We start from the raw sequence: 25,681 nt of genomic DNA on the forward strand, positions 1-25,681 counted from the left end.
GCCTTCGACAGCTCCTACGCGTTGGCGCCAGCCTTTGATCGTGGCACGATGTCGAGGTTATCGACCGAGACCCCTGACCATGCCGCAATCCCAAGCCAAGAATCTGTCCCTGATCGCCGCAATCGACCTGGGCTCCAACAGCTTTCACATGGTCGTGGCCAAGTCCCAGAACGACGAGATCCGAATTCTCGAGCGTCTCGGGGAGAAGGTTCAGCTGGCCGCTGGCATCGACGAAGAACGCCATCTCAACGAAGAATCGATGCAGCGCGGGCTCGACTGCCTCAAGCGCTTCGCCCAACTGATCAGCGGTATGCCCACCGGCGCCGTTCGTATCGTCGGCACCAACGCCTTGCGTGAAGCCCGCAACCGTGCCGAATTCATCCGTCGCGCCGAAGAAATTCTCGGCCACCCGGTGGAAGTCATTTCCGGCCGTGAAGAAGCGCGCCTGATCTACCTTGGCGTGTCCCACACCCTCGCCGATACCCCGGGCAAGCGCCTGGTGGCCGACATCGGCGGCGGCAGTACCGAATTCATCATTGGCCAGCGCTTCGAACCGCTGCTGCGCGAAAGCCTGCAGATGGGTTGCGTCAGCTACACCCAGCGCTATTTCAAGGACGGCAAGATCACCCCGGCCCGTTACGCCCAGGCGTACACCGCGGCACGGTTGGAGATCATGAGCATCGAACACGCCCTGCACCGCCTGACCTGGGATGAAGCCATCGGCTCCTCGGGCACCATCCGCGCCATCGGCCTGGCGCTGAAGGCTGGCGGCCATGGTACCGGCGAGGTCAATGCCGAAGGCCTGGCCTGGCTCAAGCGCAAACTGATCAAGATGGGCGACGTCGAAAAAATCGATTTCGAAGGTATCAAGCCGGATCGCCGGACGATCTTCCCGGCGGGCCTGGCGATCCTCGAAGCGATCTTCGACGCCCTCGAACTGCAACGCATGGATCACTGCGAAGGCGCCCTGCGCGAAGGCGTGCTCTATGACCTGCTGGGCCGCCATCATCACGAAGACGTGCGCGAGCGCACCCTCACTTCGCTGATGGAGCGCTACCACGTCGACCAGGAACAGGCGATACGGGTCGAGCGCAAGGCGCTGCATGCGTTCGACCAGGTGGCGCAGGATTGGGATCTGGAAGACGGCGTCTGGCGCGAACTGCTCGGCTGGGCGGCCAAGGTCCATGAAGTGGGCCTGGACATCGCTCACTACCAGTACCACAAGCACGGTGCCTACCTGATCGAGCATTCGGACCTCGCCGGGTTCTCCCGCGAAGACCAGTTGATGCTCGCGCTGCTGGTACGCGGTCACCGCCGCAACATTCCCAAGGACAGGTTCGCCGATTTCGGCGACGACGGCATCAAGCTGATTCGCCTGTGCGCGCTGCTGCGCTTTGCGATCCTGTTCCACCACATCCGTGGCACCCAGCAAATGCCCCAGGTGGAATTGAACGCCAATGGCAACCACCTGGAAGTGGTGTTCCCGGAAAACTGGCTGGACGAAAACCAGCTGACCCAGGCCGACTTCGAAATTGAAGCGCAATGGCTGACCCGGGTCGACATCGTGTTGACCGCTCGCTAGAGCCCCTGTAGGAGCGAGCTTGCTCGCGAAAAACCTGAGGGCAACGCGTTTATCCAGGCAGTACACATAATCGTTCACGTCCATCGCGAGCAAGCTCGCTCCTACAGTGGGCAGTGCAGAATGAAAAAGGGCGATCCACATGGATCGCCCTTTTTTCACCCGCTGACTCCCGTTACCGAACAGCCAGGATCGGACTACCCAAACGCTCCAGCAATGTCGCCTGGGCGCTGCGCGGGTTCTGGTTGCCGGTCGGTGTGTTACGGATGTAACGACCGTCCGACTGCAGGCTCCAGCTGTGGGTGTTATCGGTCAGATACAACTCCAGTTCTTTCTTGACCCGCATGATCAGCTTCTTGCCTTCCACCGGGAAGCAAGTCTCGACGCGCTTGTCGAGGTTGCGTTCCATCCAGTCGGCACTGGACAGGTACATCTGCTCGTCGCCACCGTTGAGGAAGTAGAAGACCCGGGTGTGTTCCAGGAAGCGGCCAATGATCGAACGCACGTGGATGTTGTGGGAAACCCCGGCAATGCCCGGCCGCAGGCAGCACATGCCACGCACCACCAGATCGATACGCACACCTGACTGGCTGGCCTTGTACAGCGCGCGGATGATCTTCGGATCGGTCAGCGAGTTGAACTTGGCGATGATGTGCGCCGGTTTGCCGTCGAGGGCGAACTGGGTCTCCCGGGCAATCATGTCGAGCATGCCCTTTTTCAGAGTGAACGGCGCGTGCAGCAGCTTCTTCATGCGCAGCGTCTTGCCCATGCCGATCAACTGGCTGAACAGTTTGCCGACGTCTTCGCACAAGGCGTCGTCGGAGGTCAGCAGGCTGTAGTCGGTATACAGGCGGGCGTTGCCGGCGTGGTAGTTACCGGTACCGAGGTGCGCGTAACGCACGATCTCTCCGGCCTCGCGACGCAGGATCAGCATCATCTTGGCGTGGGTCTTGAAGCCGACCACACCGTAGATCACCACCGCACCGGCCGCTTGCAGACGGCTGGCCAGTTGCAGGTTGGACTCCTCGTCGAAGCGCGCGCGCAATTCGATCACCGCCGTGACTTCCTTGCCGTTACGCGCCGCATCCACCAGCGCATCGACGATTTCCGAGTTGGCGCCGGAACGGTACAGGGTCTGGCGCACCGCCAACACGTGGGGGTCCTTGGCGGCCTGGCGCAGCAGGTCGACCACCGGGGTGAACGACTCGAACGGGTGCAGCAGCAGGATGTCCTGCTTGCTGATCACGCTGAAAATGTTCTCGCTGTTCTGCAGCAGTTTCGGAATCTGCGGGGTGAACGGCAGGTATTGCAGCTCGCGCTGACTGTCCAGGCCGGTGATGCTGAACAGCCGCGTCAGGTTCACCGGACCGTTGACCTGATACAACTCCGTCTCGCTCAGGTTGAATTGCTTGAGCAGGTAGTCGGACAGGTGTTTCGGGCAGGTGTCGGCCACTTCCAGACGCACCGCATCACCATAGCGACGGGAGAACAGTTCGCCGCGCAAGGCGCGGGCCAGGTCTTCGACGTCTTCGGAGTCCAGTGCCAGGTCGGCGTTCCGGGTCAGGCGGAACTGGTAGCAGCCCTTGACCTTCATGCCCTGGAACAGGTCATCGGCGTGAGCGTGAATCATCGACGACAGGAATACATAGTTGTCGCCAGCGCCACCGACTTCTTCCGGCACCTTGATGATCCGCGGCAACAGGCGTGGCGCCGGGATGATCGCCAGACCGGAATCGCGGCCAAAGGCGTCGATGCCTTCGAGCTCGACGATGAAGTTCAGGCTCTTGTTCACCAGCAACGGAAACGGGTGCGTCGGGTCGAGGCCGATCGGGGTGATGATCGGTGCGATCTCGTCACGGAAATAGCGGCGGACCCAGGTCTTGAGCTTGGTCGTCCAGTTACGGCGACGGATGAAGCGGACCTGATGTTTTTCCAGCTCCGGCAACAGAATGTCGTTGAGGATCGCGTACTGGCGATCGACGTGACCGTGGACCAATTCGCTGATGCGCGCCAGCGCCTGATGCGGTTGCAGACCATCGGCACCGGCCTGTTCACGGGCGAAGGTGATCTGCTTCTTGAGGCCGGCGACACGAATCTCGAAGAACTCGTCCAGGTTGCTGGAGAAGATCAACAGAAACTTCAGCCGCTCCAGCAATGGGTAGGACTCGTCCAGCGCCTGCTCCAGCACGCGGATGTTGAACTGCAGTTGCGAGAGCTCGCGGTGGATGTACAGGCTGCTGTCATCCAGGCCGGGAATGGCCAGCGCCGGCGCTGGCGCTGTCACGGCGGTTTCGACGACCGCCGCGGGCGGAGCTGGCTCCAGCTCCGGCGGGGTCTCGTCGACTTGCTCCACCACAGGTTGAGCGTCTTTTACGGCAACTTCAGTGAGTACTTCGGTATTCATCGAATGTTCCTGGGAGGGCTATTTTTGCTCTCGTAACAATTGAGCGGCACGAACGGCAAAGTACGTCAGGATGCCATCAGCCCCTGCACGTTTGAAAGCGGTCAGGGACTCGAGGATAACCCCTTCGCTCAACCAGCCATTCTGGATCGCCGCCATGTGCATGGCGTATTCGCCGCTGACTTGATAAACAAACGTCGGCACTTTGAATTCTTCTTTTACCCGGCACAGGATGTCCAGGTACGGCATGCCCGGCTTGACCATGACCATGTCTGCACCTTCTGACAAGTCCGCCGCCACTTCGTGCAGGGCTTCGTTGCTGTTGGCCGGATCCATCTGATAGGAGGCCTTGTTGGCCTTGCCCAGGTTCAATGCCGAACCGACCGCATCGCGGAACGGGCCGTAATAGGCGCTGGCGTACTTCGCCGAGTAGGCCATGATCCGCACGTTGACGTGACCGGCCACTTCGAGGGCTTCGCGGATCGCCTGGATGCGACCGTCCATCATGTCCGACGGCGCCACGACCTGAGCGCCGGCTTCGGCGTGGGACAGGGCTTGCCTGACCAGTGCGTCGACAGTGATGTCGTTCTGCACGTAGCCTTCTTCATCAAGAATGCCGTCCTGGCCGTGGGTGGTGAACGGGTCCAGGGCAACGTCGGTGATCACGCCCAGCTCAGGGAATCGCGCACGCAGCGCACGGGTCGCGCGTTGGGCGATGCCTTCGGGGTTCCACGCTTCGGCGGCGTCCAGGGACTTGAGTTCCGCGGGTGTCACCGGGAACAGCGCCAGCGCCGGAATCCCCAGTTCGACCCACTTGGCTGCTTCTTCCAGCAACAGGTCGATGGTCAGGCGTTCAACGCCCGGCATCGAAGCCACCGCTTCGCGACGGTTTTCACCGTCCAGCACGAACACCGGCAGGATCAGGTCATCGACGGTCAGGACGTTTTCACGGACCAGGCGACGCGAGAAGTCGTCACGACGGTTGCGGCGCAGGCGGGTTGCGGGGAACAAGCGGTTGGCGGGGGTAAAGCTCACGGCAGACTCCTGAGCCCGCGCTTACGGGCGAGCGTGACAGTTATAAGCGGCCATTATGACGAACGTATTACAGTTGTGTGCATCCCTGTGACAGGTAGCCGCATTCCATTGTCGTTGTAGGAAATGTTCACGTCGAGACACATTTGGACACTTTCCTGAATGTGTCCGAAGGGTTAGGCTGCGCGTTCATTTCGCCAGCACCCAGACAATGCTCCAACAATTTCTGCATGACTTCGGCTACTTTGCCCTTTTTCTAGGCACGTTCTTCGAAGGCGAAACCATCCTGGTGCTCGCGGGCTTCCTCGCGTTCCGTGGATACATGGACATCAACCTGGTGGTGGTCGTGGCTTTCTTCGGCAGCTATGCCGGCGACCAGCTGTGGTACTTCCTGGGACGCAAGCACGGCCGCAAACTGCTGGCGCGCAAACCCCGCTGGCAGATGATGGGTGACCGGGCGCTGGAACACATTCGCAAGCACCCGGACATCTGGGTACTGAGTTTCCGCTTCGTCTACGGTTTGCGCACGGTGATGCCGGTGGCCATTGGGCTGTCGGGCTATCCGCCGGGCCGTTACCTGCTGCTCAACGGCATTGGCGCAGCGATCTGGGCCACAGCCCTGGCGGCCGCCGCGTACCATTTCGGCGCCGTGCTCGAAGGCATGCTCGGCAGTGTGAAGAAGTATGAACTCTGGGTGCTCGGTGCGCTGCTGGTCCTGGGCTTCGTGCTGTGGCTGCGTCGGCGCTTCAAGAATGCCCGCCTGGCCAAGCAGGTCTACGCCGATGAACAAGCCCTGAAAGCTACACGGACCACCACCGAAGGTCCTACGACGCCAACCGAGTGATGCGGTTTCTGCAACAGTAGAGACCGACGCCGCTCAACAGGCTGTAACTGAGCAGGCCGACCCAGCCCACTGCGCCGGCCGGCCACAGCCCAACCATCGGGGCCAGCCATGCCAATGGCAGATTCGACGCCAGCCGCATCAGTTCCAGCTTCAACGCCCACGGGCGATTCTCCAGGGTCACGCCCAGCACAAACAGACCCAGCGCCACCGCTCCCCAGCCCAACACCAGGGCGGCGACTGGCAGCTTCGGTTCAAGATTCATCAGGTAACTGCCCAGCGCGATATAGACGCAGAACTGCAAGAGGACGTAGAGCTGCTGACGCCCGTCCAGCGCCACCTCGAATTTGCGAAACTGACTCAGGTCCGGCTTTTTCATCGGGTATCTGGCCGCCACGTCCGCCGGGCGCCAGCCAGTGCGCATGAACCAGATCCGCAGCTTGTCCCAGGTGCTTTCGGTACGCCGCGCGTCTGCCCACAACTGCGCGTAGAACTGCACGTTCGCCCACACGGGATTCCAGCTCGCCAGCGGCGTGGTCACGCCGAAGATCACCGGCTCGTTGTCGTCTTCTTCCTGGAACGAGCCGAACAGGCGGTCCCAAATAATGAACACGCCGCCGTAGTTGCGATCCATGTAGAGAGCGTTCTGCGCATGGTGAGCCCGATGATTGGACGGCGTGACAAAGAACCATTCGAACCAGCCAAGCTTGGGAATGTGCCGCGTGTGCACCCAGAACTGGTACAGCAGGTTCAGCGCCGCGACGCTGACGAACACCAGCAGCGGCACGCCGAACATCGCCATCGGCAGATAGAAGATCCAGCTCAGCAGGAATCCGGTACTGGTCTGGCGCAACGCCGTGGACAGGTTGTAGTCCTCGCTCTGGTGATGCACCGAATGGGCGGCCCAGAGGATGTTGCGCTCGTGGCCCATGCGGTGCAGCCAGTAGTAGCAGAAATCGTAGAAGACAAAGGCAAACACCCAGGTCCAGACGCTGTCGGCCGACCACTCGAACAGGGCCAGATACTGGAGGGCAAACGCATAGGTCACCAGCCCCACACCCTTGGTCAACAGACCCGTGGTGGTCGACAGTACGCCGGTACTGATGCTGTTGATCGCGTCCGCCACTCGATAATTGCTTACCCCGCGCCAACGGTCGGCCAACAGTTCGACGGCGATCAGAAAAAAGAAAAACGGCACTGCATACAGAATGAAGTCCATGACGCGCCCTGATCGGAATCTTGAGGACAGATGCTATGTGCAGCGGTGAATTAACCCTATGGCAACGCGGGACAAATTAGTGGACATTTAACGCCATGAATCTGGAGAAAAGCCCATGAGCAAAAAAGTTGCAGTGATCCTTTCCGGTTGTGGCGTGTACGACGGCGCCGAGCTCCACGAGAGCGTCATCACCCTGCTGCGCCTGGACCAGCGCGGGGCTCAGGTGCAGTGTTTCGCACCTAACATCGCGCAGTTGCATGTGATCAACCACCTGACCGGCGAAGAAATGCCCGAATCGCGCAACGTACTGGTGGAATCAGCGCGGATTGCCCGGGGCAACATCAAGGATATCCGTGACGCGAACGTCGATGAGTTCGATGCGCTGATCGTGCCCGGCGGCTTCGGCTCGGCCAAGAACCTGTCCAACTTCGCCATCGAAGGCGCCGGCTGCACCGTTCAACCGGATGTCCTGGCATTGACCGAAGCCTTTGCCGAGGCTGGCAAACCAGTGGGGTTGATGTGCATCTCCCCTGCCCTGGCGGCAAAGATCTACGGCCCTGGCGTCACCTGCACCATCGGCAACGACACCGACACGGCTGCGGCGATGAACAAGATGGGCGCGACCCATACCGATTGCGCGGTCAGTGAGATCGTCGAGGACAAGGCGCGCAAGCTGGTGAGCACCCCGGCTTACATGCTGGCGCAATCGATCAGTGAAGCGGCGTCGGGGATCAACAAGCTGGTAGACCGGGTACTGGAACTGACCCACGAAAACGACGCCTGACACGGTTCAAACATGTGGGAGCGAGCTTGCTCGCGATGGGGCCGGCACATTCAACATTGATGTTGTCTGTAAGTCCGCTATCGCGAGCAAGCTCGCTCCCACAGTGTTCATCGCAAGACTTAAGAATTGCGAGCCAAACGAGTGAGGATCCGGTCCAGCGCATTGGCAAACGCCTGCTTCTCACGGTCGCCAAACGGCGCCGGCCCACCACCCATTTGCCCCTGTTCGCGCAAATCCGTGAACAGGTTGCGAACCGCCAGCCGCTCGCCCATGTTCTGCGTATCAAACTCCTTGCCCCGTGGGTCGAGCGCTGCCACGCCCTTCTTCACCAGGCGATCGGCCAGCGGCACATCGCTGCAGATCACCAGCTCACCAGGCACCGCGTGTTCCACCAGGTAGTCATCGGCCGCATCCGGTCCGCTCGGCACCACGATCAGCTTGACCAGTGCCAGTCCCGGTTTGATCTGCGGCTGCCCGGCCACCAGCACCACTTCGAACTGGCGCTTGAGGGCGAACTTCACCACCAGATCCTTGGCTGCCCGGGGGCAGGCGTCAGCATCGATCCACACACGCATCAAATATTCCCCATCCAAAAAATCGCGAGCAGGCTCGCTCCCACAGGTTATACCCAATCCTGTGGGAGCGGGCTTGCCCGCGAATGTGAGCGCAGCGAATGCTTTTCAGGAAACCTGCACCCGCTGCCTCTCAACCACCCGGCTACGACCATACAACACGACAATCGCAATGATCGCCACAGCCTGGGCGCTCAGCGAATACGCATCGGCATGGATCCCCAACCATTCAAAGTCAAAGAACGGCACCGGCCGCGTGCCGAAAATCCCGGCTTCCTGCAGCGCTTTCACGCCATGCCCGGCAAACACCACCGACAATGCGCACAAAAGACCGGCGTTGATGCTGAAGAACAGCGCCAGCGGCAACTTCGCCGAACCGCGCAAAATCACCCAGGCCAGGCCGACCAGCAGCACCAGCGCCGTGGCCCCACCGGCCAGCACGGCGTTGTGCCCCGCGGGGCCTGCCTGCAACCACAGGGTTTCGTAGAACAGAATCACTTCGAACAGCTCGCGATACACCGAGAAGAACGCCAGGGTCGCAAAACCGAAACGCCCGCCGCCACCCACCAGGCTGGTCTTGATGTAATCCTGCCAGGCCGCCGCGTGACGACGGTCATGCATCCACACCCCCAGCCACAGCACCATGACGCTGGCGAACAGTGCCGTCGCACCTTCCAGTAGCTCGCGCTGCGAACCGCTGACATCGATCACATAGGCTGCCAGCGCCCAGGTGCCCAGCCCCGCCACAAACGCCAGACCCCAGCCGACGTTAACGCTGCGCACCGCCGCCTGTTGATCCGTATTACGCAGGAAAGCAAGGATCGCCGCCAGCACCAGAATCGCTTCCAGACCTTCGCGCAGCAGAATCAGCAGGCCGGAAATGTAACTCAGCGACCAGCTCAAACCCTCGTTGCCCAACAGGCCGGCCGATGCCTTCAACTTGTCCTTGGCCACGTCCAGGCGCTGCTCGACCTCGCTCACCGGCAGGCCATCCTGCAACGACTGACGGTAGGCCATCAGGGATTTTTCAGTGTCTTTACGCACGTTGGCGTCAATGTTATCCAGCGAGCTCTCAACCAACTCGAAGCCTTCCAGATACGCCGCTACCGATAAGTCATAAGCCTGATCATGCTCACCGGCACGATACGCCGCGATGCTCTTGTCCAGAGTGGCTGCGGTGTAGTCGAGCAGTTGTGCCGGGCCACGCTTGACCTGCGGCGGTTGCGCCCGCTGGGAACGGAAGGTCGCGGCGGCTTGCAGGCCTTCGACGGCCAGCACCTCGGCCGGGGTCTGACGAGCCAGGTCGGCGATGTTGTAGGTCTTTTCAACCTTGGCCGTCGCCGGGTCAACACTGAAGCTGGCGATATAGGTGGCCAGGTCCCAACGCTGACGATCATCCAGCTGATCGGCGAAGGCTGGCATGTCGGTGCCTTCGACCCCGAGGCCCAGGGTGCTGTAGATCGCGTAGAGACTCAGGTGATCCAGACGCGCGTTATCGCGCAGATTGGCCGGTGGCGGCGTCAGACCGACACCTGCCGGACCATCACCCGCCCCGGCATCGCCATGGCACACCGAGCAATGCTGGGCGTACAGCGGCGCCCCACGGGTCGGGTCCGGGGTAATGATCGGGGCCTGGCTGACTTCATAGGCCACGGCCAGCTTCGCCCCGAGCTGCCGCGCCTGGCGGGTAACGTCAGCGCCGTCCTGACGCGCAGTAATCGCGTTACGCAGTGCGCTGATGCCCTGCTCCAGCCCGGCCTTTTCCGGTTTGGCTGGCATGGCGACCACCAAGCCTTGCAGGGCCTGGACGAACTCCAGTTGCTCGCGATATTCGGATTCGTTGACGACCTTGCCTGCCTGCACCGCTTGCGGGTAATCCGCACCAATGTAGTCGAGTAAATGCAGGGCTTGCGGTGCGCCTTCCACCGTGTCGGCCAGCAGGTTCAAGCTGCACAAGGCGAACACTGGCGCTATCAGCCAAGCCAGGAAACGGGACGGGGCAATCATGAATGAATCTCAATTGGAAACACGAAGTAACATATTGTTCCCTCCCAATCACTTTCACTCAAGCTTTGTTGTGGTTTGCAGGCATACCCCAAATGAAAAAGGCGACCTGAAAAGGTCGCCTTTTTTGTACCTGAGGGTTGTTAAACCGCCGCTTTACGCAAGGTCGCCATGAATGCCGCTGCACCAATGAACAGCCCGGCAAAGGTACGGTTCATGCGTTTCTGCTGCTTGGGTGTGCGCAGCAGGCGCAGCACCTTCGAGGCCAATCCGGTGTAGCCGGCCATGACGATCAGATCCACGCATATCATCGTCACACCAATGATCAGGTACTGGATCAGCAGTGGCGCGTGCGGATCAATGAACTGCGGCAACACCGCCAGCATGAACACCAACGCCTTGGGGTTGCTGATGTTCACCAGAAAGCCACGGAACACCAGGGCCATCGGCTTGCCTATCTGCCGGACCGCCGCGTCATCGCTCATGTCGCTGGGCAGCGCGCGCCATTGTTTGATCGCGAGGTAAACCAGGTAGGCCACACCGAACCATTTGATCGCGTAGAAAGCGGTGGCCGACGCAGTAAGAATCGCGCCAACACCGGCGCCGACAATCGCGATCTGCACCGCCAGACCCAATTGCAGGCCCAGAGCGTTCCAGTAGCCGCGCCAGAAGCCGTATTGCAGACCGCTGGACATCGACGCAATGGCGCCGGCACCGGGGGACAGGCTGATCACCCAGCAGGCGGCAAAAAAAGCCAGCCATGTTTGAAGCTCCATTGCACACCTCGACTCAGACTCGTGACAGACGTCTAAGCTAATGCGGCTTGGGTTGGATGACTACCGATTTTTTGCAGGATGTGTCGGCGGCCGACCAGCGTTTACAGGGGCGGGCCCCTTCGTGAGCAGGCTCGCTCCCACATTGGATCTCAGGCGCTCACAAAATTTGTGTCCACTAAAGATCAACTGTGGGAGCGAGCCTGCTCGCGAAAGCAATCTGTCAGGCAACAGCAGGCTTACTTTTCAAACCCGCTGGAAGGAAACACATCCGTCCCGCGCCAGCGCCGTACTGAACGCTGGAAGAACAAACTGTTGGGCACCTGCACCATGGCGCTGCCAGTGCCGAGTTCTTCGGCCTCGACCAGCGTGGTGTACAGGAGATTGATCGCCACCACCCGGCCTTTGACGCCGGGCTTGTCGGTGGTGTCCACCAACTCGACCACGTCACCGAGGCGGAACGGGCCGACGGTGAAGATCAGGATCGCGCACAGCAGGTTCGACAGCACGCTCCACATAGCGAAAAACGCCACCGCCGCGACCGCGACGAAACCGGACAACGCGGTCCAGAGCACCGTGGCCGATACACCGAGTCGCTCCAGAACGAAAATAAGTGCACTGCCCATGATCAGCCAACGCAATCCGCCCCGCAGCGGCATCAGCAACTGCGGCGGAAACGGGTAGCGCTCACCGAGACGAGTCAGGCATTTGGCAACAAAGCGCTGGGCGATGTAACCGGCGAGCAGGATCAGCAGGATTTGTACGCCGAGCCAGATCGGCTCGGCCCACACCGCCGGCAGCGGCAGCTTGAAGGCGTCCATCAGGACAGTTCCTCCAGCTCCGCCTGCATGCTTTCCAGCAATTCCAGGGCTTCCATCCACGCTTCTTCCAGCTCCGCCTCACGCACCTTCAGCTTGGCCTGTTCGGCCAGCAGATCACGCAATTCGTTCTTGCGCGCCTGCTCGTAGATGTCGCTGTCGCCGAGGCTGGCATCGATCTTCGCCAGTTTTTCGTGGAGCTTGCCGAGTTCGGCTTCAAGCTTGTCGGCTTCGCGCTTGTGCGGCGCCAGTTGCTGACGCAACGCAGCAGCGGCCTGACGCTGGGCTTTCTTGTCGGTCTTGTCCGGGTTGACCGGCGTGTTGCTGACCGGGGCGTTGCGCTGGCGATACTCCACCAGCCAGCGGGTGTAGTCCTCCAGGTCGCCGTCGAATTCCTCGACCTTGCCGTCCGCCACCAGATAGAAGTTGTCGGTGGTGCTTTTGAGCAAGTGGCGATCGTGAGAGACCACCAGTACCGCACCACTGAATTCCTGCAGGGCCATGGTCAGCGCCAGGCGCATTTCCAGGTCCAGGTGGTTGGTCGGTTCGTCGAGCAGCAACAGGTTCGGTCGATCCCAGGCGATCAAGGCCAACGCCAGGCGCGCTTTCTCGCCACCGGAGAAATTCAGTACCGGCTCGTCGATTCGCGCACCACGGAAGTCGAAACCTCCGAGAAAGTCGCGCAGGGTCTGCTCGCGCTCGGTCGGCGCCAGGCGCTGCAAGTGCAGCAACGGGCTGGCCTTGGAATCCAGAGAATCGAGTTGATGCTGGGCGAAGTAACCGACCACGGTGTTCTCGCCACGGGTCAAGCGCCCGGCCAATGGCGAGAGCTCGCCGGCAAGGTTCTTGATCAGGGTCGATTTACCGGCGCCGTTAGGGCCGAGCAAGCCGATCCGTGCACCCGGGGTCAGTTGCAGCTTGACCTTCTCCAGCACGGCTTTGTCGCCGTAACCCAGGCGGGCATCGGACAGGTCGATCAGCGGGCTGGAAATCTTCTGCGATTCACGGAAGACAAAGTCGAACGGCGAGTCGACGTGGGCCGCGGTCAGCTCTTCCATCCGCTCCAGTGCCTTGATCCGGCTCTGGGCCTGACGGGCCTTGGTGGCCTGGGCCTTGAAGCGGGCGATGTAACTTTCCATGTGCGCACGTTGCACCTGCTGCTTCTCGTAAGCCTGCTGTTGCTGGGCCAGACGTTCGGCACGGGCGCGCTCGAAGGCGCTGTAGCCACCGCGGTACAGGGTGATCTTGCGCTGATCGACGTGAGCCACGTGATCGACCACGGCATCGAGGAAATCCCGGTCGTGGGAAATCAGCATCAAGGTGCCGGGATAACTCTTGAGCCACTCTTCGAGCCAGATGATGGCGTCGAGGTCGAGGTGGTTGGTTGGTTCGTCGAGCAGCAGCAAGTCCGATGGGCACATCAAGGCCTGCGCCAGGTTCAGGCGCATCCGCCAGCCACCGGAGAAATCCCCGACCTGGCGATCCATCTGCTCGTTGGTGAACCCAAGCCCGGCCAGCAGCTTGCGCGCCCGGGCGTCGGCGGTGTAACCGTCGGCGCTGTCGAGTTCCGAGTGCAGGCGGGCCTGCGCGGCACCGTCATGGGCCGCTTCGGCTGTCGCCAGGTCGCGTTGCACCTGGCGCAGGCGCAGGTCGCCATCGAGCACGTAGTCGACCGCCAGGCGCTCGAGGGTGTCGACCTCCTGGCGCATGTGGGCGATACGCCAGTCGGCCGGCAGGAAGCAATCACCCGAGTCCGGGTGCAGTTCGCCCCGAAGCAAGGCGAACAGGCTGGATTTGCCGGCGCCGTTGGCACCGATGAGGCCGGCTTTCTGGCCGGCGTGCAGCGTCAGCTCGGCGTCTTCTAGCAGACGTTGCGGGCCACGCTGTAAAGTCAGGTTCTGAAGTCGAATCATAATGGCGGCGGAGTCTACCAGACTCGCTCGCAACTGGCGCGAGTAGCACTATGTCCTCTGACCTGTGGAGCTTTTCCCTGACCACTTACGCCCGTCCGGGTGTTGAGCAGGCATGCCTGCAATTGCAGTCGGCGGGGGTCAATGTGTGCCTGTTGCTGTGTGGTGCGTGGTTGGGACAACGAGGCGTGGCCTGCGATGAGCAGCGCTTGCAGCAACTACGCAGCGTGGCAGTCGCCTGGGACACCGATGTCGTGCGGCCGTTACGCGCCTTGCGCACACAGTGGAAAGCCGCGGCCACGGAAGACGCTGAATTGCATACCCTGCGTGAACAAGTGAAGGCACTGGAGCTGGAAGCCGAACGGCATCTGTTGTTGCGGCTGGAGAGAGCGGCGCAGAGTTGGCCGCAAAATGTCGGGGCCGATTTATCGGCCTGGCTGGAAGGTGCGGCGGCTGAGGCCGCCCACCTGCACCGCGACGCGCTGCATCAGCTGCGCGTCGCGGTAACCGGCACTTAGGAAGCGCTGGTTGGGGTGGTTGCTGCGATCGATGCGGCGGCCGGCGTTGGCGCTGGCGTGGCTGTCGAGGTGGCTGCTGCTAAAGCAGACGTTGCTACCGGAGCCGGGTTGGCTGGCTTGGCAACCGGTGCGGTGGCTGGCTTGGCGGCAACCGGCTTCTTCACTGCAGGTTTGGTTGCTGGTTTTGCAGCGGGTTTTGCAACAGCCGGCTTGGCAGCGGCAGGCTTGGCGGCAACGGCTGGTTTCGCTGCAGCTGGTTTTGCGGCAGGTTTAACAGCAGGCTTGGCAGCCGCTTTTACAGCAGGTTTTGCCGCTGGCTTGGCTGCTGGTTTAGCGGCAGTTTTGGCTGCCGGTTTTGCAGCGACAGGTTTTGCAGCCGGCTTGGCAGCAGGTTTCGCCGCAGCGGTGCGGGCAGCTGGTTTAGCGGCCGGTTTTGCAGCTGGTTTTGCAGCCGGTTTAGCGGCGGCGGTTTTAGCCACGGCTGGTTTGGCAGCAGCGGCTCGTGCAGCGGCGGGTCGTGCGGCTGGTTTGGCAGCCGTGGTTCTAGCCGCAGGTTTTGCAGCGCTGGCAGCAGCCGGTTTTCTCGCAGCCGGTTTGGCAGCAGGTTTGGCTGCGGCAGTTTTAGCGACTGGTTTGGCAGCGGCTGGTTTGGCAGCGGCTGGTTTGGCAGCAGCAGGTTTGGCCGGTGCTTTTGCAGCAGCCGGTTTGGCAGCGGCTTTCTTCGCAGGTGCCGCAGCAGGCTTGGCCGCACGCAAGGACAACACCTTGCCGACAGCCTCTTGTACACGACCGACGCCCTGAGCCAGTTTCAGGCTTTCCTGAGCATCGCGCTTGAGTTGCAGAATGTAGCCGCGGGTTTCCGATTGACGATCCTTGAGGGCATCGAGCAGTTCCTCAAGATCGCCCACTACGCCCTTGGCCTTGGCTTGTGCCTTGGCTTTTCCGGCCGCCGCAGCGTCCTGCAATTTGGTGCGGGACTTGTGCAGTTTTTCTTGCGCTTTGCCGCGCTGCTTTTCCAGCTTGGCGAGCAGTTTTTCAGCATCAGCCAAGGCTTCGGAACAAGCGGTTTCCAGATGCTCGAGCAAGCTGCCCGAGAGTTGTTGGAGCAGGTGCAATGGAGTGTTTACTGGCTTCTTGGTGGCCGACATGGTTTACCTCCTGGCTGAAGTGAGTGCGGCTCATACTAGACCTCTGCTGCAACCGCCGCTAGGGCATGTTGACACTATCGAAAGCGCTGCGTTGCAAAGGATTGAAAAACTTCTGCCTCGGCGCAAAAGCAGTTCACCGTTGTGCGCATTCCCGCTGGCATAATCGCCCGAATTTCAGGTCGGAGAGTGCTCATGTCGCGCTACCTTTTTTTATCGCTGTGCGTGTTTTTTTCAGTGGCTCAAGCCGCTGCAACAACGCAGGAAAATGAAGCCCACGACCTCGCTTACAGCCTGGGTGCAAGCCTTGGCGAACGCTTGCGCCAGGAGGCTCCCGACCTGCAACTCCAGGCACTGGTCGAAGGATTGCAGCAGGCCTATCAGGGCAAACCGCTGGCGCTGGAAGACGAACAGATCCAGCAAATATTGACCGAGCATGAAGCCCGGATCGCCATGCAGTCAGCCGAGCCGCAAAGCGAAATGGCACTGGAAAAAGAACAGCGTTTTCTCGCCACGGAGAAAGCCAGACCCGGCGTGCGCGAACTGGCTGATGGCGTGTTGCTGACCGAGTTGACGCCTGGCGCTGGCGCCAAGGCCGGACCGAACGGCAAGGTGCAGGTGCTGTACATCGGTCGCTTGCCCGACGGCACGGTGTTCGATCAGAACAGTCAGCCACAATGGTTCAGTCTCGACAGCGTGATCGCCGGATGGCGTAGCGCGCTGCAAAACATGCCGGTAGGGGCGAAGTGGCGACTGGTGATTCCATCGGCTCAGGCCTATGGCGCCGACGGTGCCGGTGACGTGATCGCACCGTTCACTCCACTGGTGTTCGAAGTCGAATTGCGCGGTGCTACCGGCTGACGACGCAAACGAAAAACGGCGTGCCTTGGCACGCCGTTTCGGGATCTTGCAGGAAGTGCTTCAGGCTTGAACCGAATCGGTTTCCTTGTGGGCGGTGTGCAGCACTTCGATCAGGCAGTCTTCCAGCTCAAAGCGCTCATGCAACAGTCCGCCGAGTGTCTTGAACTCTTCGGCGACACACTTTCCTGCGTCACACAGGTCATTGAAGGCGAGCAGCTTTTCGGTGATGACGTCAATACGCGGGTAGATCGTCTCGGCGAGCTCCAGGCCACGCTTGTCGTTGAAGGCCTTGGCCTCCCCCGTCAGCTGTTCATAGATCTCAAAATGCCCGGCAGACACGTAATCGACCAGCACACCGCAGAACTCCTGCAAGGGCTTTCGATTCTCGCTCAGCGCCTCAGGCTTTGCGCCGAGCTTGTCGTACGCATCGATCAGCTCTTTGCGCTCCTGCAACCAGCGATCGATCAGCAGGTGCACTCCGCCCCAGCGTTCCTGAGCATTCTGACAACTTTCGAGCATGGTGATCTCTCTTCCCTTGTGGGTCAGCTGCTCTATGCCCGCTCGCCTCTTGTAACGTCGGTGGGCGGTCAGGCAGAGCGTCATCGAGCAACATAATTCCAATGACACGTGCGGGCCAGATTATGCCCGCACGACACTGGCTTCAAGGTACGCAGGCGATAAAGTTCATACAAGTGTTTAATCGCCCACAAAGGCCCGGTGCGACGACTCGCCGCTGAGTGGTCGCTGATAGCTGGTCCAGACCAGTCGCAACGACTGGTAAACGGCCAGAATCATCATCGCGACGAAGAACAGCAGGCTCCACTCGGTGAGACTCAGATCGAACAGCGTCCAGGAAATTTCCACACAATCGGCGGCGCCCCTGAACATTTGCTGTACGACGGATAGCCACGGAGAACTGGCCAACAGTTCCGCCAGATGGGTCGAGCACGCCGCTACCTGTTCCGCCGGAAGGCTTTGCAGCAGGACCTGTCGCCACGCCGTGACAGTGCCGGCCAGACTGCTACAAAGACTGAGCAGCCAATACAGAACGTTGCCGATGCGACCGGGGCCATGGATCGAAGCCATCAGGCAGACACCGGTAAGGAGCGCCAGGCAAAATCGTTGCACAAGACACAAGCCGCAAGGCCGCAGGGCCGCAGGCCAACTGCATATTCCAGATAGTAGGAAACGCCCATCGCCAGGGTACCCGCAATGAAAGCCATGAAAAACAAGGAGCGTGAGCAGGCCAAAGACATGGCTTTTCCGTAAAAGTAGTGACAGACCATTACGGTAGAGGAAAGCGCGACGGCCTTTCAAGGCAAGTGCCCACAGAGACTTCAGCGCAGGTGTAGGGAAATCCCGACGCAGGCGAGAGGATAAAACGTAGTCCTCTGTAGGACTTTGCCTGCGACGAAATTTTGCGACTGAATTTCAACCAGTCATCGCACTGCGGCGAGGGCGATTGCGCCCTCGTCGCAAGCCATCACTCAGACGCCGGAGGTTGGCGCCAGCGAGGGGGGGATCAAGCGCGGACCGCCACCGGCAGAGGGGCCGCGAGCAAGCGTTCATCCAACAGCCCCAGGCCTTCCTGAAACAGCTGGTTGCTACGCTCGGTATCGCCCATTTGCGCCAACAACCTCGCCAGCTCCGCACAGGCTTCCGGATGGCGTTGTACACGCAGGCTGCTTTCCAGATAGTCACGGGCCTTGCCCCACAAACTGTTTTGCAGGCAAAGACGACCCAGTGTCAGCAGCAGACCCGGATCGGCCGGATGGTCCTTGAGCCAGCCTTCGGCGGCTTGCAGCTGGCGGGTCGGATCATTGCCGCGAACCAGTCCGTAGAGTCGTGCCAGATGACTGTCGTAGCCGCGTTTGAGAGCGGTGCGCAGCACTTCTTCGGCCTCGATCTGGGCCCCCAATTGCCGCAGTTGTTCGGCATATGCGAGCACCAGTTGCGGCTCCTGACGCTGTGCTGAAGTCAGTTGTTGCCAGGCACGTTCGAGCGATTGCTGCCCCACCGTTCCGTCTTCTTCCCGTTGCGCCGCCAGGGACAGGTTCGCCCCCCAGGCCCGACGCTCCAGATCGGCGAGTTCGGCCGCCGGCAGGATTTTGTCCTTGCGCAGCTCCGGCAGCAGGCGAATCACTGCCGACCAGTCACCACGCTGCGCAAGCAGGCGCTGCAACTGACGCAGGGTCTGTGCGTTATGAGGATGGCGTTCACGCATGGCTTGCAGGGTGGCGAGGGCGCCTTCGGTATCACCGCGATCGGTCTGCAACTGGGCGTGGCTCAAGGCGATCGCCAACTCGGCCTGAGGCTGACGCTCCAGGGCGCGCTCCAGCAAGTTGTCGCTTTCTTCGTAATTGCCTTGTTCGTTCGCGGCACGGGCAGCGCCGAGGTAGTAAAGCAGCGGCTGGCGCTCGGCTTCGGCAGCCCGATGCAAGTGCCGTTGCGCGCTGGCCCAGCGACCCTCGGCCAGGTCCAGCTGACCGTGTTCGATCGCCACCTGCACCCGACGGCTGCGGTTACGTCGCGACCACGGATTGACCACGCCACTGGAAGCCATCACCAGTTCGACCAGCGACTTGATGCCCCAGATCACCAGCCAGAGCACAGCCACCAGCGCCAAAGTAGCCCACAGGCTCGACTCATAGCGGAAGGTCTTGTAGGCAATCAGCACGTAACCGGAGTGTTCGGCAATCGCCAGCCCCAGCGCAGCGGCAGCGGCGATCACGAGGAACACGATCACATAGAGGCGTTTCATGGCGTGGCCTCCGGCGCGGTGTTCGCAGCAGGCCTGACCAGCGGCTTGACCGAATCTTCGGCGTTGACGTTGCGCCGTTCCAGATACCCCTGCACCGCGCTCAGGGTGCCGGTCATGTCCGGCGTGACGACGGTGACAGGTTGCTTGCTCAACTCGGCCACCTGCTCAAGCATGACTTTGCTTTGCGCGTTGTCCGGGTTGAAGTTGCCCTTGAGGATGTCCCGCGCTTCGTCCAGCACCTGGGAGTAAACCGCCGCCTGGCCATTGAGTGCGGCCCACTGCGCTTGCTCCAGCGCCAGGCTCAGGGCCAGGCGTACCTGACTCAGGCTCTGGCCGGCCAGCAATGGACGAACGTTTTTGTCGGCATTGAAATCGATACGGATGTAGCGCGAAATCTGATCCCACCATTGCGCCCAGCGACTGGCACCGTCGCCATCGGCGGTCAGGCCCAGCAACGAATCGCCACGGTCCTTGTACTCCGGCGCCAGCTCAGTGAGGCTGGCCACTTGATCGCGCAGCGCGCCAAGACGCAGAAACAGCCCGGTGCGATCCGGTTGCTCGGTACTGCGCAAGGCAATCAGGGTCTTGGCCACCTGCTCGCGAGCGGCAAAGGAACCCGGGTCGTTCTGCTCGCGCAGTATCTCGTCGGCACCCTGGACCAGTGCCTGGGCGCTGCTGATGTCCTGCAAGGCGGAAAGTCGCAGACTGGCCAGACGCAGCAGGTGCTCGGCCTCGGCCAGACGCCAGTCCTTGCGACTGGCGCCGAGTACGGTTTCCAGCCGTTGGTTCAAACGCTGCTGATCACCTTGCAGCTGAATCACCAGACGACTGCGTGCTTCCAGTTCATCGGCGGGAGGCAATTGCGCCAGGCGTGCACTCAGGCGCTCTTCATTGAGCTTGAGGCTTTGCGCCTGGTCATTCAGCGCCTGCACCTGGCTCAGTTGCTGCTGATTATTGGCCTGCAAGTGACGCACCTGCCAGACACCCCAACCGCCCACTGCGACACCGGCCGCACCCAACAGCAGCGCAATGATTGCCAGACCATTGCCTCGACGCTGCTCGGCAGCAGGTGGCGGCGGCGGCATTTCATCAACAGGAGCATCAACTGGTGCATCAAGCACAGGTCGCACGTCATCTTTAGGCAAGGCTGTTTCGCTCACGTATCCATCCTTTGCATCAGAAAACGGGTACGGGATGCTCCCGTAACGCCGTCAGCAAGGCCGCGGCACTGGCGCCGCGACAATCCACAACTGTTTTGGCCCCGGCGGCACGCGCCATTTCGGCAACCCTGGGGCTCGGTACAAACAACGGCAACCGCGCCAACTGCGGCCAGGCATCGCCGGCCAGTTGATACAGGTGCTCAAAACCTTGCCCACTGCTGACCACCAGCCCGTTCAGGCGTTCCGCCCGGATCCGTTCCGGCAACGCAGTCGGCGGGTAATTCGGTAATGCCCGGCGGTACAGCTCCAGATACTCGACACTAGCACCAAGCTCACGCAAACGCTCAGCCAGCAACTCGCGCCCGCCCTCCCCACGCAGGATCAGCACTCGCGCATCGGGTTGTGCGATGGCCTCGCGCAGTCGGGAAAGTTCGAGCAAGGCTTCACTGTCATCGCCCTCTGCCGGGAAGCTCACGTCCAACCCGTGATCCTCGAGGATCTGCGCAGTCGCCGCACCGACGCTGAACCACTTCACACCAGGCGGTGTTGGCCAATATCGCTCGAGCAGTTCGACGCCGATCCGGGCTGCCGGCTTGCTGACCACGATGACGGCGCAGAACTGATCCAGCGCCTGAATCACCTGGCGCATTGTGTCAGTGGCCGCAATGGGCATGATGTCCAAAAGCGGCAGACTGTTACTGAATATCCCCTGCTCGGCCAAAAGACTGCTCAGCGCCGCCGCTTCTTCGGCGGGACGCGTCAGCAGCAAGCGCCAGCCGATCACTCGTGACCAGCCTCGCCATAGACCGCTTTGAGGATGGCGTCGGCACCCTGGCTGAGCAGGTCTTCGGCGACTCGCACACCCAGCGCCTCGGCATCGCCGCGAGGGGCGCGGGCTTGTGCGCTGAGCAGCAGGCCACCGGCTGGATCGCCCACCAGCCCGCGCAACCAGACTTGCTCACCCTCCAGCACGGCGTAACAGGCGATCGGCACCTGGCAGCCACCATTGAGGTGCTTGTTGAGGGCACGTTCGGCGGTCACGCGGGTGGCGGTGTCCTGGTGATGCAGGGGCGCCAGCAACGCATGGATTTCACTGTCGACGCTGCGGCATTCGATACCCACCGCGCCCTGGCCACCGGCCGGAAGGCTGTCATCGACGCTGATGGCCGAGGTGATGCGATTTTCAAAGCCCAGGCGGATCAGGCCGGCAGCGGCGAGTATGATGGCGTCGTATTCGCCGGCATCGAGCTTGGCCAGGCGAGTGTTGACGTTGCCGCGCAGGAAGCGGATTTCCAGGTCCGGGCGACGGGTCAACAATTGAGCCTGACGACGCAGGCTGGAGGTGCCGACGATGCTGCCCTGGGGCAACTCATCCAGGCTGGTGTAAGTGTTGGAAACGAAGGCATCGCGCGGGTCTTCCCGCTCACAGATGCAGAACAGACCGAGGCCTTCGGGGAAGTCCATCGGCACGTCCTTCATGGAGTGCACGGCAATGTCGGCTTCATTTTCCAGCAGCGCGGTTTCGAGTTCCTTGACGAACAGGCCCTTGCCGCCGATTTTCGACAGCGGAGAGTCAAGCAGCTTGTCACCACGGCTGACCATGGGGACGAGAGTCACCAGCAGGCCCGGATGAGCTGCTTCAAGACGGGCTTTGACGTATTCGGCCTGCCACAGGGCGAGAGCGCTTTTGCGGGTGGCGATGCGGATCTGGCGAGAGGACATGGATCAATCCGTACTGAATAGATATGACGGATAATAACAGCTCAGCCAAATCCACTTTGACTTGTATCAGATACTACTCGGCCTCCCTGGCCCCGGATGTCCGGCAATCGGGTGTGAAATTGGCCTGCGAACAGCTGTTTAAAGCTGTTGCATCATTTTACGTACCCCAGCCACATGACGACGGCTGACGATCAGCGCATCACCGTTGAGGCCTTTGAGGAACAGCTGAAAATGCCCCAGAGGTGTGCGTTGCAATCGCTCGATACGCTCGCGGGCGACCAGCGCATTGCGATGGATACGCACGAAACGGTCACCGAATTCATCTTCGAGGGCCTTGAGCGGCTCATCGAGCAGCACTTCGCCGCTTTCGTGGCGCAAGGTCACGTATTTGTGGTCGGCAATGAAATACACCACCTGATCCAGCGGAATCAGCTCGATCCCTTTACGGGTTCGGGCGCTGATATGGCTGCGCGGGCCGTTGCCGCTTTCGGCAGCAGGGCGGGTCAGGGCGGCGAGCTGGGCACGATTGGGGCGCTCGGCTCTCTTTAATGCGTCATGTAATTGTTCAGTTCTCACAGGTTTCACCAGATAGCCTACGGCGCTGGCCTGTAAGGCTTCCACGGCAAATTCATCGGGCCCGGCGCAGAACACTACGGCGGGCGGAGTTTCGCGTTCGCACAACCGCGCAGCCACTTGCAGCCCATCGAGGCCGGGCATGCGGATATCGAGCAGCACGATATCCGGCTTGTGGCTGTCGATCAGTGCCAACGCCTCTTCGCCATTCGTGGCACTAGGCTCCAGGACACTGTATCCCTCGAGTTCGCCAACCATTCGGCTCAGGCGCTCGCGGACCAAGGGTTCGTCATCAACGATCAGGACATTCATATTGCGCTGGATTCCTGCGTGAGTCTCGCACAAGGATAGCGTAGACAGGTGAAGTGACGTCCGTCACCGCGATCCACGCTAAGACTAGCGCGAGCGTCAAAAAGTGCCGCTGGTCCGGCGGCTAAATTTTCATCTGCCGGGCGATTGGCGGTCCAGGTCCGCATTGGCGACACATCGCCACAGGGTTTGCTGATACGCAATATGAACACCCCACTCTTCTTATAGCCAGCGGCTGCACCGAGAAGTGCGCTGATCCTATTGTCCAACTGTAGACGGTTGCCGGGACGATATAGCTCAATTGGAAAATATCGTTCGGCAAAAATACGCGGGTCTTACCCGGGCCAGGGCTCTCCCCCCCAAAAAAACGTATCGACCAGTGTCAGCGACAGGATTGGCAACCCTGTTATTATCCGCGCCAGCGTTCCACGCCTTCTTACCTCAAGCCGATACGAGCGAATTCATGAGCACTGACAAGACCAATCAGTCCTGGGGCGGCCGCTTCAGTGAACCCGTCGACGCCTTCGTCGCCCGCTTCACCGCCTCCGTCACCTTCGACCAGCGCCTGTATCGCCACGACATCATGGGCTCAATCGCCCACGCCACCATGCTGGCCAAGGTCGGCGTGCTGACCGATGCCGAGCGCGACAGCATCATCGATGGCCTGAACACCATCCAGGGTGAAATCGAAGCCGGCCAATTCGACTGGCGCATCGACCTCGAAGACGTCCACATGAACATCGAGGCGCGTCTGACCGACCGCATCGGCGTGACCGGTAAAAAGCTGCACACCGGCCGCAGTCGTAACGATCAGGTCGCCACCGACATCCGTCTGTGGCTGCGTGACGAGATCGACCTGATCCTGGCCGAAATCACCCGCCTGCAAAAAGGCCTGCTGGAGCAGGCCGAGCGCGAAGCCGGCAGCATCATGCCGGGGTTCACCCACCTGCAGACCGCACAGCCGGTGACGTTCGGACACCACATGCTGGCTTGGTTCGAAATGCTCAGCCGCGACTACGAACGCCTGGTCGACTGCCGCAAGCGCACCAACCGCATGCCGCTGGGCAGCGCGGCGCTGGCCGGTACCACCTACCCGATCGATCGCGAATACACCGCCCAACTCCTGGGCTTCGACGCGGTTGGCGGCAATTCGCTGGACAACGTCTCCGATCGTGATTTCGCCATCGAATTCTGCTCGGCGGCCAGCATCGCGATGATGCACCTGTCGCGGTTCTCCGAAGAGCTGGTGCTGTGGACCAGCGCGCAGTTCCAGTTCATCGATCTGCCCGACCGTTTCTGCACCGGCAGCTCGATCATGCCGCAAAAGAAAAACCCGGACGTACCGGAGCTCGTGCGTGGCAAGACCGGTCGCGTATTCGGCGCACTGATGGGCCTGCTGACCCTGATGAAAGGCCAGCCTCTGGCCTACAACAAGGACAACCAGGAAGACAAGGAACCGCTGTTCGATGCCGCCGATACCCTGCGCGACTCGCTGCGGGCCTTTGCCGACATGATTCCGGCGATCAAGCCCAAGCACGCGATGATGCGCGAAGCGGCCCTGCGCGGTTTCTCCACCGCCACCGACCTGGCCGACTACCTGGTGCGTCGCGGCCTGCCATTCCGTGATTGCCACGAAATCGTTGGTCATGCCGTGAAGTACGGCGTGGACAGCGGCAAGGACCTGGCGGAAATGAGCCTGGAAGAACTGCGCAAGTTCAGCGACCAGATCGATCAGGACGTGTTCGCCGTGCTGACCCTGGAAGGCTCGGTCAATGCCCGTAACCACATCGGCGGCACCGCGCCGGCGCAGGTGAAGGCTGCCGTGGCTCGCGGCCAGGCGTTGCTCGCCAGCCGCTAAATCGCCAAAAGCTTCGCGAGCAGGCTCGCTCCCACAGGGTTTACGCAATCTTGTGGGAGCGGGCTTGCCCGCGATGACTGTCTTCAAAACCCCACAGAATTACTTCTTGGCAGCAATCATCGCCAAGAATGCCGGCATCGCGGCCTCCCGGTCAGCCGCCACACGCTGCACATTTGGATTACCCCCCAACCGCTCCAGCAGTGCCTTGGCCTTCGGCATCTCGGCCAACAGATCGATGCCAAACAACTTCTTGGCGACCCCGCACGCCAGCGGCACGCTGAACAGGAAATACAAATCCGCCACGCTCAAGCTGTCGCCAGCCACGTAAGGGCTGAATTTGGCGTGCCGACCCAGCGCCGCCATCCCCAGCAACAATTCGGCTTTGGTTTTTTCCTTGATCGCTTCCGGCAGGGTCATGCCGAAAAAAGCCTCGGGATAGCAGGCCCGGCCTGGCAATTCGATGTACAACTCGATTTCCCTGGCCAGTGCCAGCACCTGCGCGCGCTCGAACGGATCGCTCGGCAGCAGCGACGTACCTTTCTGGCTTTGCTCGATGTATTCGAGGATCACGCTGGTTTCATTGATGAAGCCCTGCTCTACCTGCAGCACCGGGACCTTTCCGCGCGGGCTGATGGCCAGTGCCTCGGGGCTGTTGCCAGCGTAAAACGGTACTTCTTCGAAGGGCAGGCCTTTTTCCAGCAGCGCCAGTTTGACCATGTTGTAGTAGTTACTGACGGAAAATCCATAAAGCTTGATCATCACAAAGCCTCCAGGCCATGCGGGGTGGGCAGTGCCTGTTTATAGAACGCTGCCGGGATTCTTGCCAGCAGCATCACGCCGT

At 61.1% G+C, this 25,681-nt stretch carries 22 protein-coding genes and 2 pseudogenes; 6 read left to right on the forward strand and 18 right to left on the reverse strand.

Annotated features, from left to right (window positions below):
• Nucleotides 1–79 precede the first annotated feature (79 nt).
• Nucleotides 80–1,582 (forward strand): exopolyphosphatase, encoded by a 1,503-nt coding sequence (ppx, locus tag AC3IT9_RS28130; protein ID WP_489271485.1) that lies wholly within the window; start codon nt 80–82, stop codon nt 1,580–1,582.
• Nucleotides 1,583–1,754: 172 nt separating this feature from the next.
• Here ppx and ppk1 read toward each other — a convergent pair whose 3' ends face one another.
• Entirely contained in the window at nt 1,755–3,983 is a 2,229-nt protein-coding gene (gene ppk1 / locus AC3IT9_RS28135) for a polyphosphate kinase 1 (RefSeq protein WP_150757488.1), read from the reverse strand.
• An 18-nt stretch (nt 3,984–4,001) separates the two neighbouring features.
• On the reverse strand, nt 4,002–5,015 hold the full coding sequence (gene hemB / locus AC3IT9_RS28140; protein WP_046039035.1) for a porphobilinogen synthase: 1,014 nt from the start codon (nt 5,013–5,015) through the stop codon (nt 4,002–4,004).
• 208 nt (nt 5,016–5,223) lie between these two features.
• Between hemB and AC3IT9_RS28145 the strand changes: the two genes are divergently transcribed.
• A complete protein-coding gene (locus AC3IT9_RS28145; RefSeq protein ID WP_150724944.1) occupies nt 5,224–5,856 on the forward strand; it encodes a DedA family protein in 633 nt (210 codons plus the stop codon).
• On the opposite strand, the gene AC3IT9_RS28150 is transcribed toward AC3IT9_RS28145, so the two are convergent.
• The gene (locus AC3IT9_RS28150; RefSeq protein WP_489271486.1) at nt 5,837–7,072 is read right to left on the reverse strand and encodes a sterol desaturase family protein; all 1,236 of its coding nucleotides are present in this window, start codon (nt 7,070–7,072) and stop codon (nt 5,837–5,839) included. The genes AC3IT9_RS28145 and AC3IT9_RS28150 overlap by 20 nt on opposite strands.
• Before the next feature lie 115 nt (nt 7,073–7,187).
• Here AC3IT9_RS28150 and elbB point away from each other — a divergent pair, with 115 nt between their 5' ends.
• Complete coding sequence (gene elbB, locus AC3IT9_RS28155) at nt 7,188–7,856, forward strand: isoprenoid biosynthesis glyoxalase ElbB (RefSeq protein ID WP_150757485.1); 669 nt, start codon at nt 7,188–7,190, stop codon at nt 7,854–7,856.
• Nucleotides 7,857–7,975: 119 nt separating this feature from the next.
• Here the strand turns inward: elbB and AC3IT9_RS28160 are convergent, their stop codons facing one another.
• The 5 genes from AC3IT9_RS28160 to AC3IT9_RS28180 form a co-directional block, all read right to left on the reverse strand.
• Nucleotides 7,976–8,431 (reverse strand): YaiI/YqxD family protein, encoded by a 456-nt coding sequence (locus AC3IT9_RS28160; RefSeq protein WP_423503746.1) that lies wholly within the window; start codon nt 8,429–8,431, stop codon nt 7,976–7,978.
• Between the two features lie 105 nt (nt 8,432–8,536).
• A complete protein-coding gene (locus AC3IT9_RS28165) occupies nt 8,537–10,435 on the reverse strand; it encodes an FTR1 family protein (RefSeq protein WP_489271487.1) in 1,899 nt (632 codons plus the stop codon).
• Nucleotides 10,436–10,575: 140 nt separating this feature from the next.
• Nucleotides 10,576–11,208 carry a homoserine/homoserine lactone efflux protein gene (gene rhtB, locus AC3IT9_RS28170; RefSeq protein WP_150724939.1) on the reverse strand — a complete coding sequence of 211 codons (633 nt, stop codon included), beginning with the start codon at nt 11,206–11,208 and terminating at the stop codon, nt 10,576–10,578.
• 236 nt (nt 11,209–11,444) lie between these two features.
• Nucleotides 11,445–12,026, reverse strand: a complete 582-nt coding sequence (locus AC3IT9_RS28175) for a mechanosensitive ion channel family protein (protein ID WP_150757483.1) — start codon at nt 12,024–12,026, stop codon at nt 11,445–11,447.
• Nucleotides 12,026–13,936, reverse strand: coding sequence for an ATP-binding cassette domain-containing protein (locus tag AC3IT9_RS28180; RefSeq protein ID WP_150724937.1), 1,911 nt, complete (start codon nt 13,934–13,936; stop codon nt 12,026–12,028). Before AC3IT9_RS28180 ends, AC3IT9_RS28175 begins: the two co-directional genes overlap by 1 nt.
• Nucleotides 13,937–13,986: 50 nt before the next feature.
• On the opposite strand from AC3IT9_RS28180, the gene AC3IT9_RS28185 reads away from it, so the two are divergent.
• Nucleotides 13,987–14,451, forward strand: coding sequence for a TIGR02444 family protein (locus AC3IT9_RS28185; RefSeq protein WP_489271488.1), 465 nt, complete (start codon nt 13,987–13,989; stop codon nt 14,449–14,451).
• On the opposite strand, the gene AC3IT9_RS28190 is transcribed toward AC3IT9_RS28185, so the two are convergent.
• Complete coding sequence (locus tag AC3IT9_RS28190) at nt 14,448–15,599, reverse strand: AlgP family protein (protein ID WP_489271489.1); 1,152 nt, start codon at nt 15,597–15,599, stop codon at nt 14,448–14,450. The two genes, AC3IT9_RS28185 and AC3IT9_RS28190, sit on opposite strands and share 4 nt — an antisense overlap.
• Nucleotides 15,600–15,791: 192 nt before the next feature.
• Here AC3IT9_RS28190 and AC3IT9_RS28195 point away from each other — a divergent pair, with 192 nt between their 5' ends.
• The gene (locus AC3IT9_RS28195) at nt 15,792–16,457 is read left to right on the forward strand and encodes an FKBP-type peptidyl-prolyl cis-trans isomerase (RefSeq protein ID WP_489271490.1); all 666 of its coding nucleotides are present in this window, start codon (nt 15,792–15,794) and stop codon (nt 16,455–16,457) included.
• A gap of 60 nt (nt 16,458–16,517) precedes the next feature.
• Here the strand turns inward: AC3IT9_RS28195 and rsd are convergent, their stop codons facing one another.
• From rsd to AC3IT9_RS28235, 8 genes and pseudogenes are all read right to left on the reverse strand, one after another.
• A complete protein-coding gene (gene rsd, locus AC3IT9_RS28200) occupies nt 16,518–16,976 on the reverse strand; it encodes a sigma D regulator (RefSeq protein ID WP_150724933.1) in 459 nt (152 codons plus the stop codon).
• Between the two features lie 177 nt (nt 16,977–17,153).
• Nucleotides 17,154–17,713: pseudogene (locus tag AC3IT9_RS28205) on the reverse strand (disulfide bond formation protein B).
• Between the two features lie 266 nt (nt 17,714–17,979).
• Nucleotides 17,980–19,218, reverse strand: a complete 1,239-nt coding sequence (locus AC3IT9_RS28210; RefSeq protein ID WP_150757479.1) for a heme biosynthesis protein HemY — start codon at nt 19,216–19,218, stop codon at nt 17,980–17,982.
• On the reverse strand, nt 19,215–20,378 hold the full coding sequence (locus AC3IT9_RS28215) for a uroporphyrinogen-III C-methyltransferase (protein ID WP_150724930.1): 1,164 nt from the start codon (nt 20,376–20,378) through the stop codon (nt 19,215–19,217). The genes AC3IT9_RS28210 and AC3IT9_RS28215 overlap by 4 nt, the downstream gene beginning before the upstream one ends.
• Nucleotides 20,379–20,394: 16 nt before the next feature.
• The gene (locus AC3IT9_RS28220; protein ID WP_489271491.1) at nt 20,395–21,162 is read right to left on the reverse strand and encodes a uroporphyrinogen-III synthase; all 768 of its coding nucleotides are present in this window, start codon (nt 21,160–21,162) and stop codon (nt 20,395–20,397) included.
• Nucleotides 21,159–22,100 (reverse strand): hydroxymethylbilane synthase, encoded by a 942-nt coding sequence (gene hemC / locus AC3IT9_RS28225; protein ID WP_489271492.1) that lies wholly within the window; start codon nt 22,098–22,100, stop codon nt 21,159–21,161. Before hemC ends, AC3IT9_RS28220 begins: the two co-directional genes overlap by 4 nt.
• Nucleotides 22,101–22,238: 138 nt before the next feature.
• Entirely contained in the window at nt 22,239–22,985 is a 747-nt protein-coding gene (locus AC3IT9_RS28230; RefSeq protein WP_150724927.1) for a LytR/AlgR family response regulator transcription factor, read from the reverse strand.
• Nucleotides 22,982–23,104 (reverse strand): annotated as a pseudogene (locus AC3IT9_RS28235) (sensor histidine kinase); the annotation flags it as partial. The pseudogene AC3IT9_RS28235 and the gene AC3IT9_RS28230, both read right to left, overlap by 4 nt.
• 341 nt (nt 23,105–23,445) lie before the next feature.
• Between AC3IT9_RS28235 and argH the strand changes: the two are divergent.
• Complete coding sequence (gene argH, locus AC3IT9_RS28240) at nt 23,446–24,840, forward strand: argininosuccinate lyase (protein ID WP_150724926.1); 1,395 nt, start codon at nt 23,446–23,448, stop codon at nt 24,838–24,840.
• A gap of 99 nt (nt 24,841–24,939) precedes the next feature.
• Here argH and AC3IT9_RS28245 read toward each other — a convergent pair whose 3' ends face one another.
• On the reverse strand, nt 24,940–25,599 hold the full coding sequence (locus AC3IT9_RS28245) for a glutathione S-transferase family protein (RefSeq protein ID WP_489271493.1): 660 nt from the start codon (nt 25,597–25,599) through the stop codon (nt 24,940–24,942).
• Nucleotides 25,600–25,681 lie beyond the last annotated feature (82 nt).

The sequence above is a fragment of the Pseudomonas sp. KH_046_1 genome (assembly GCF_057839025.1).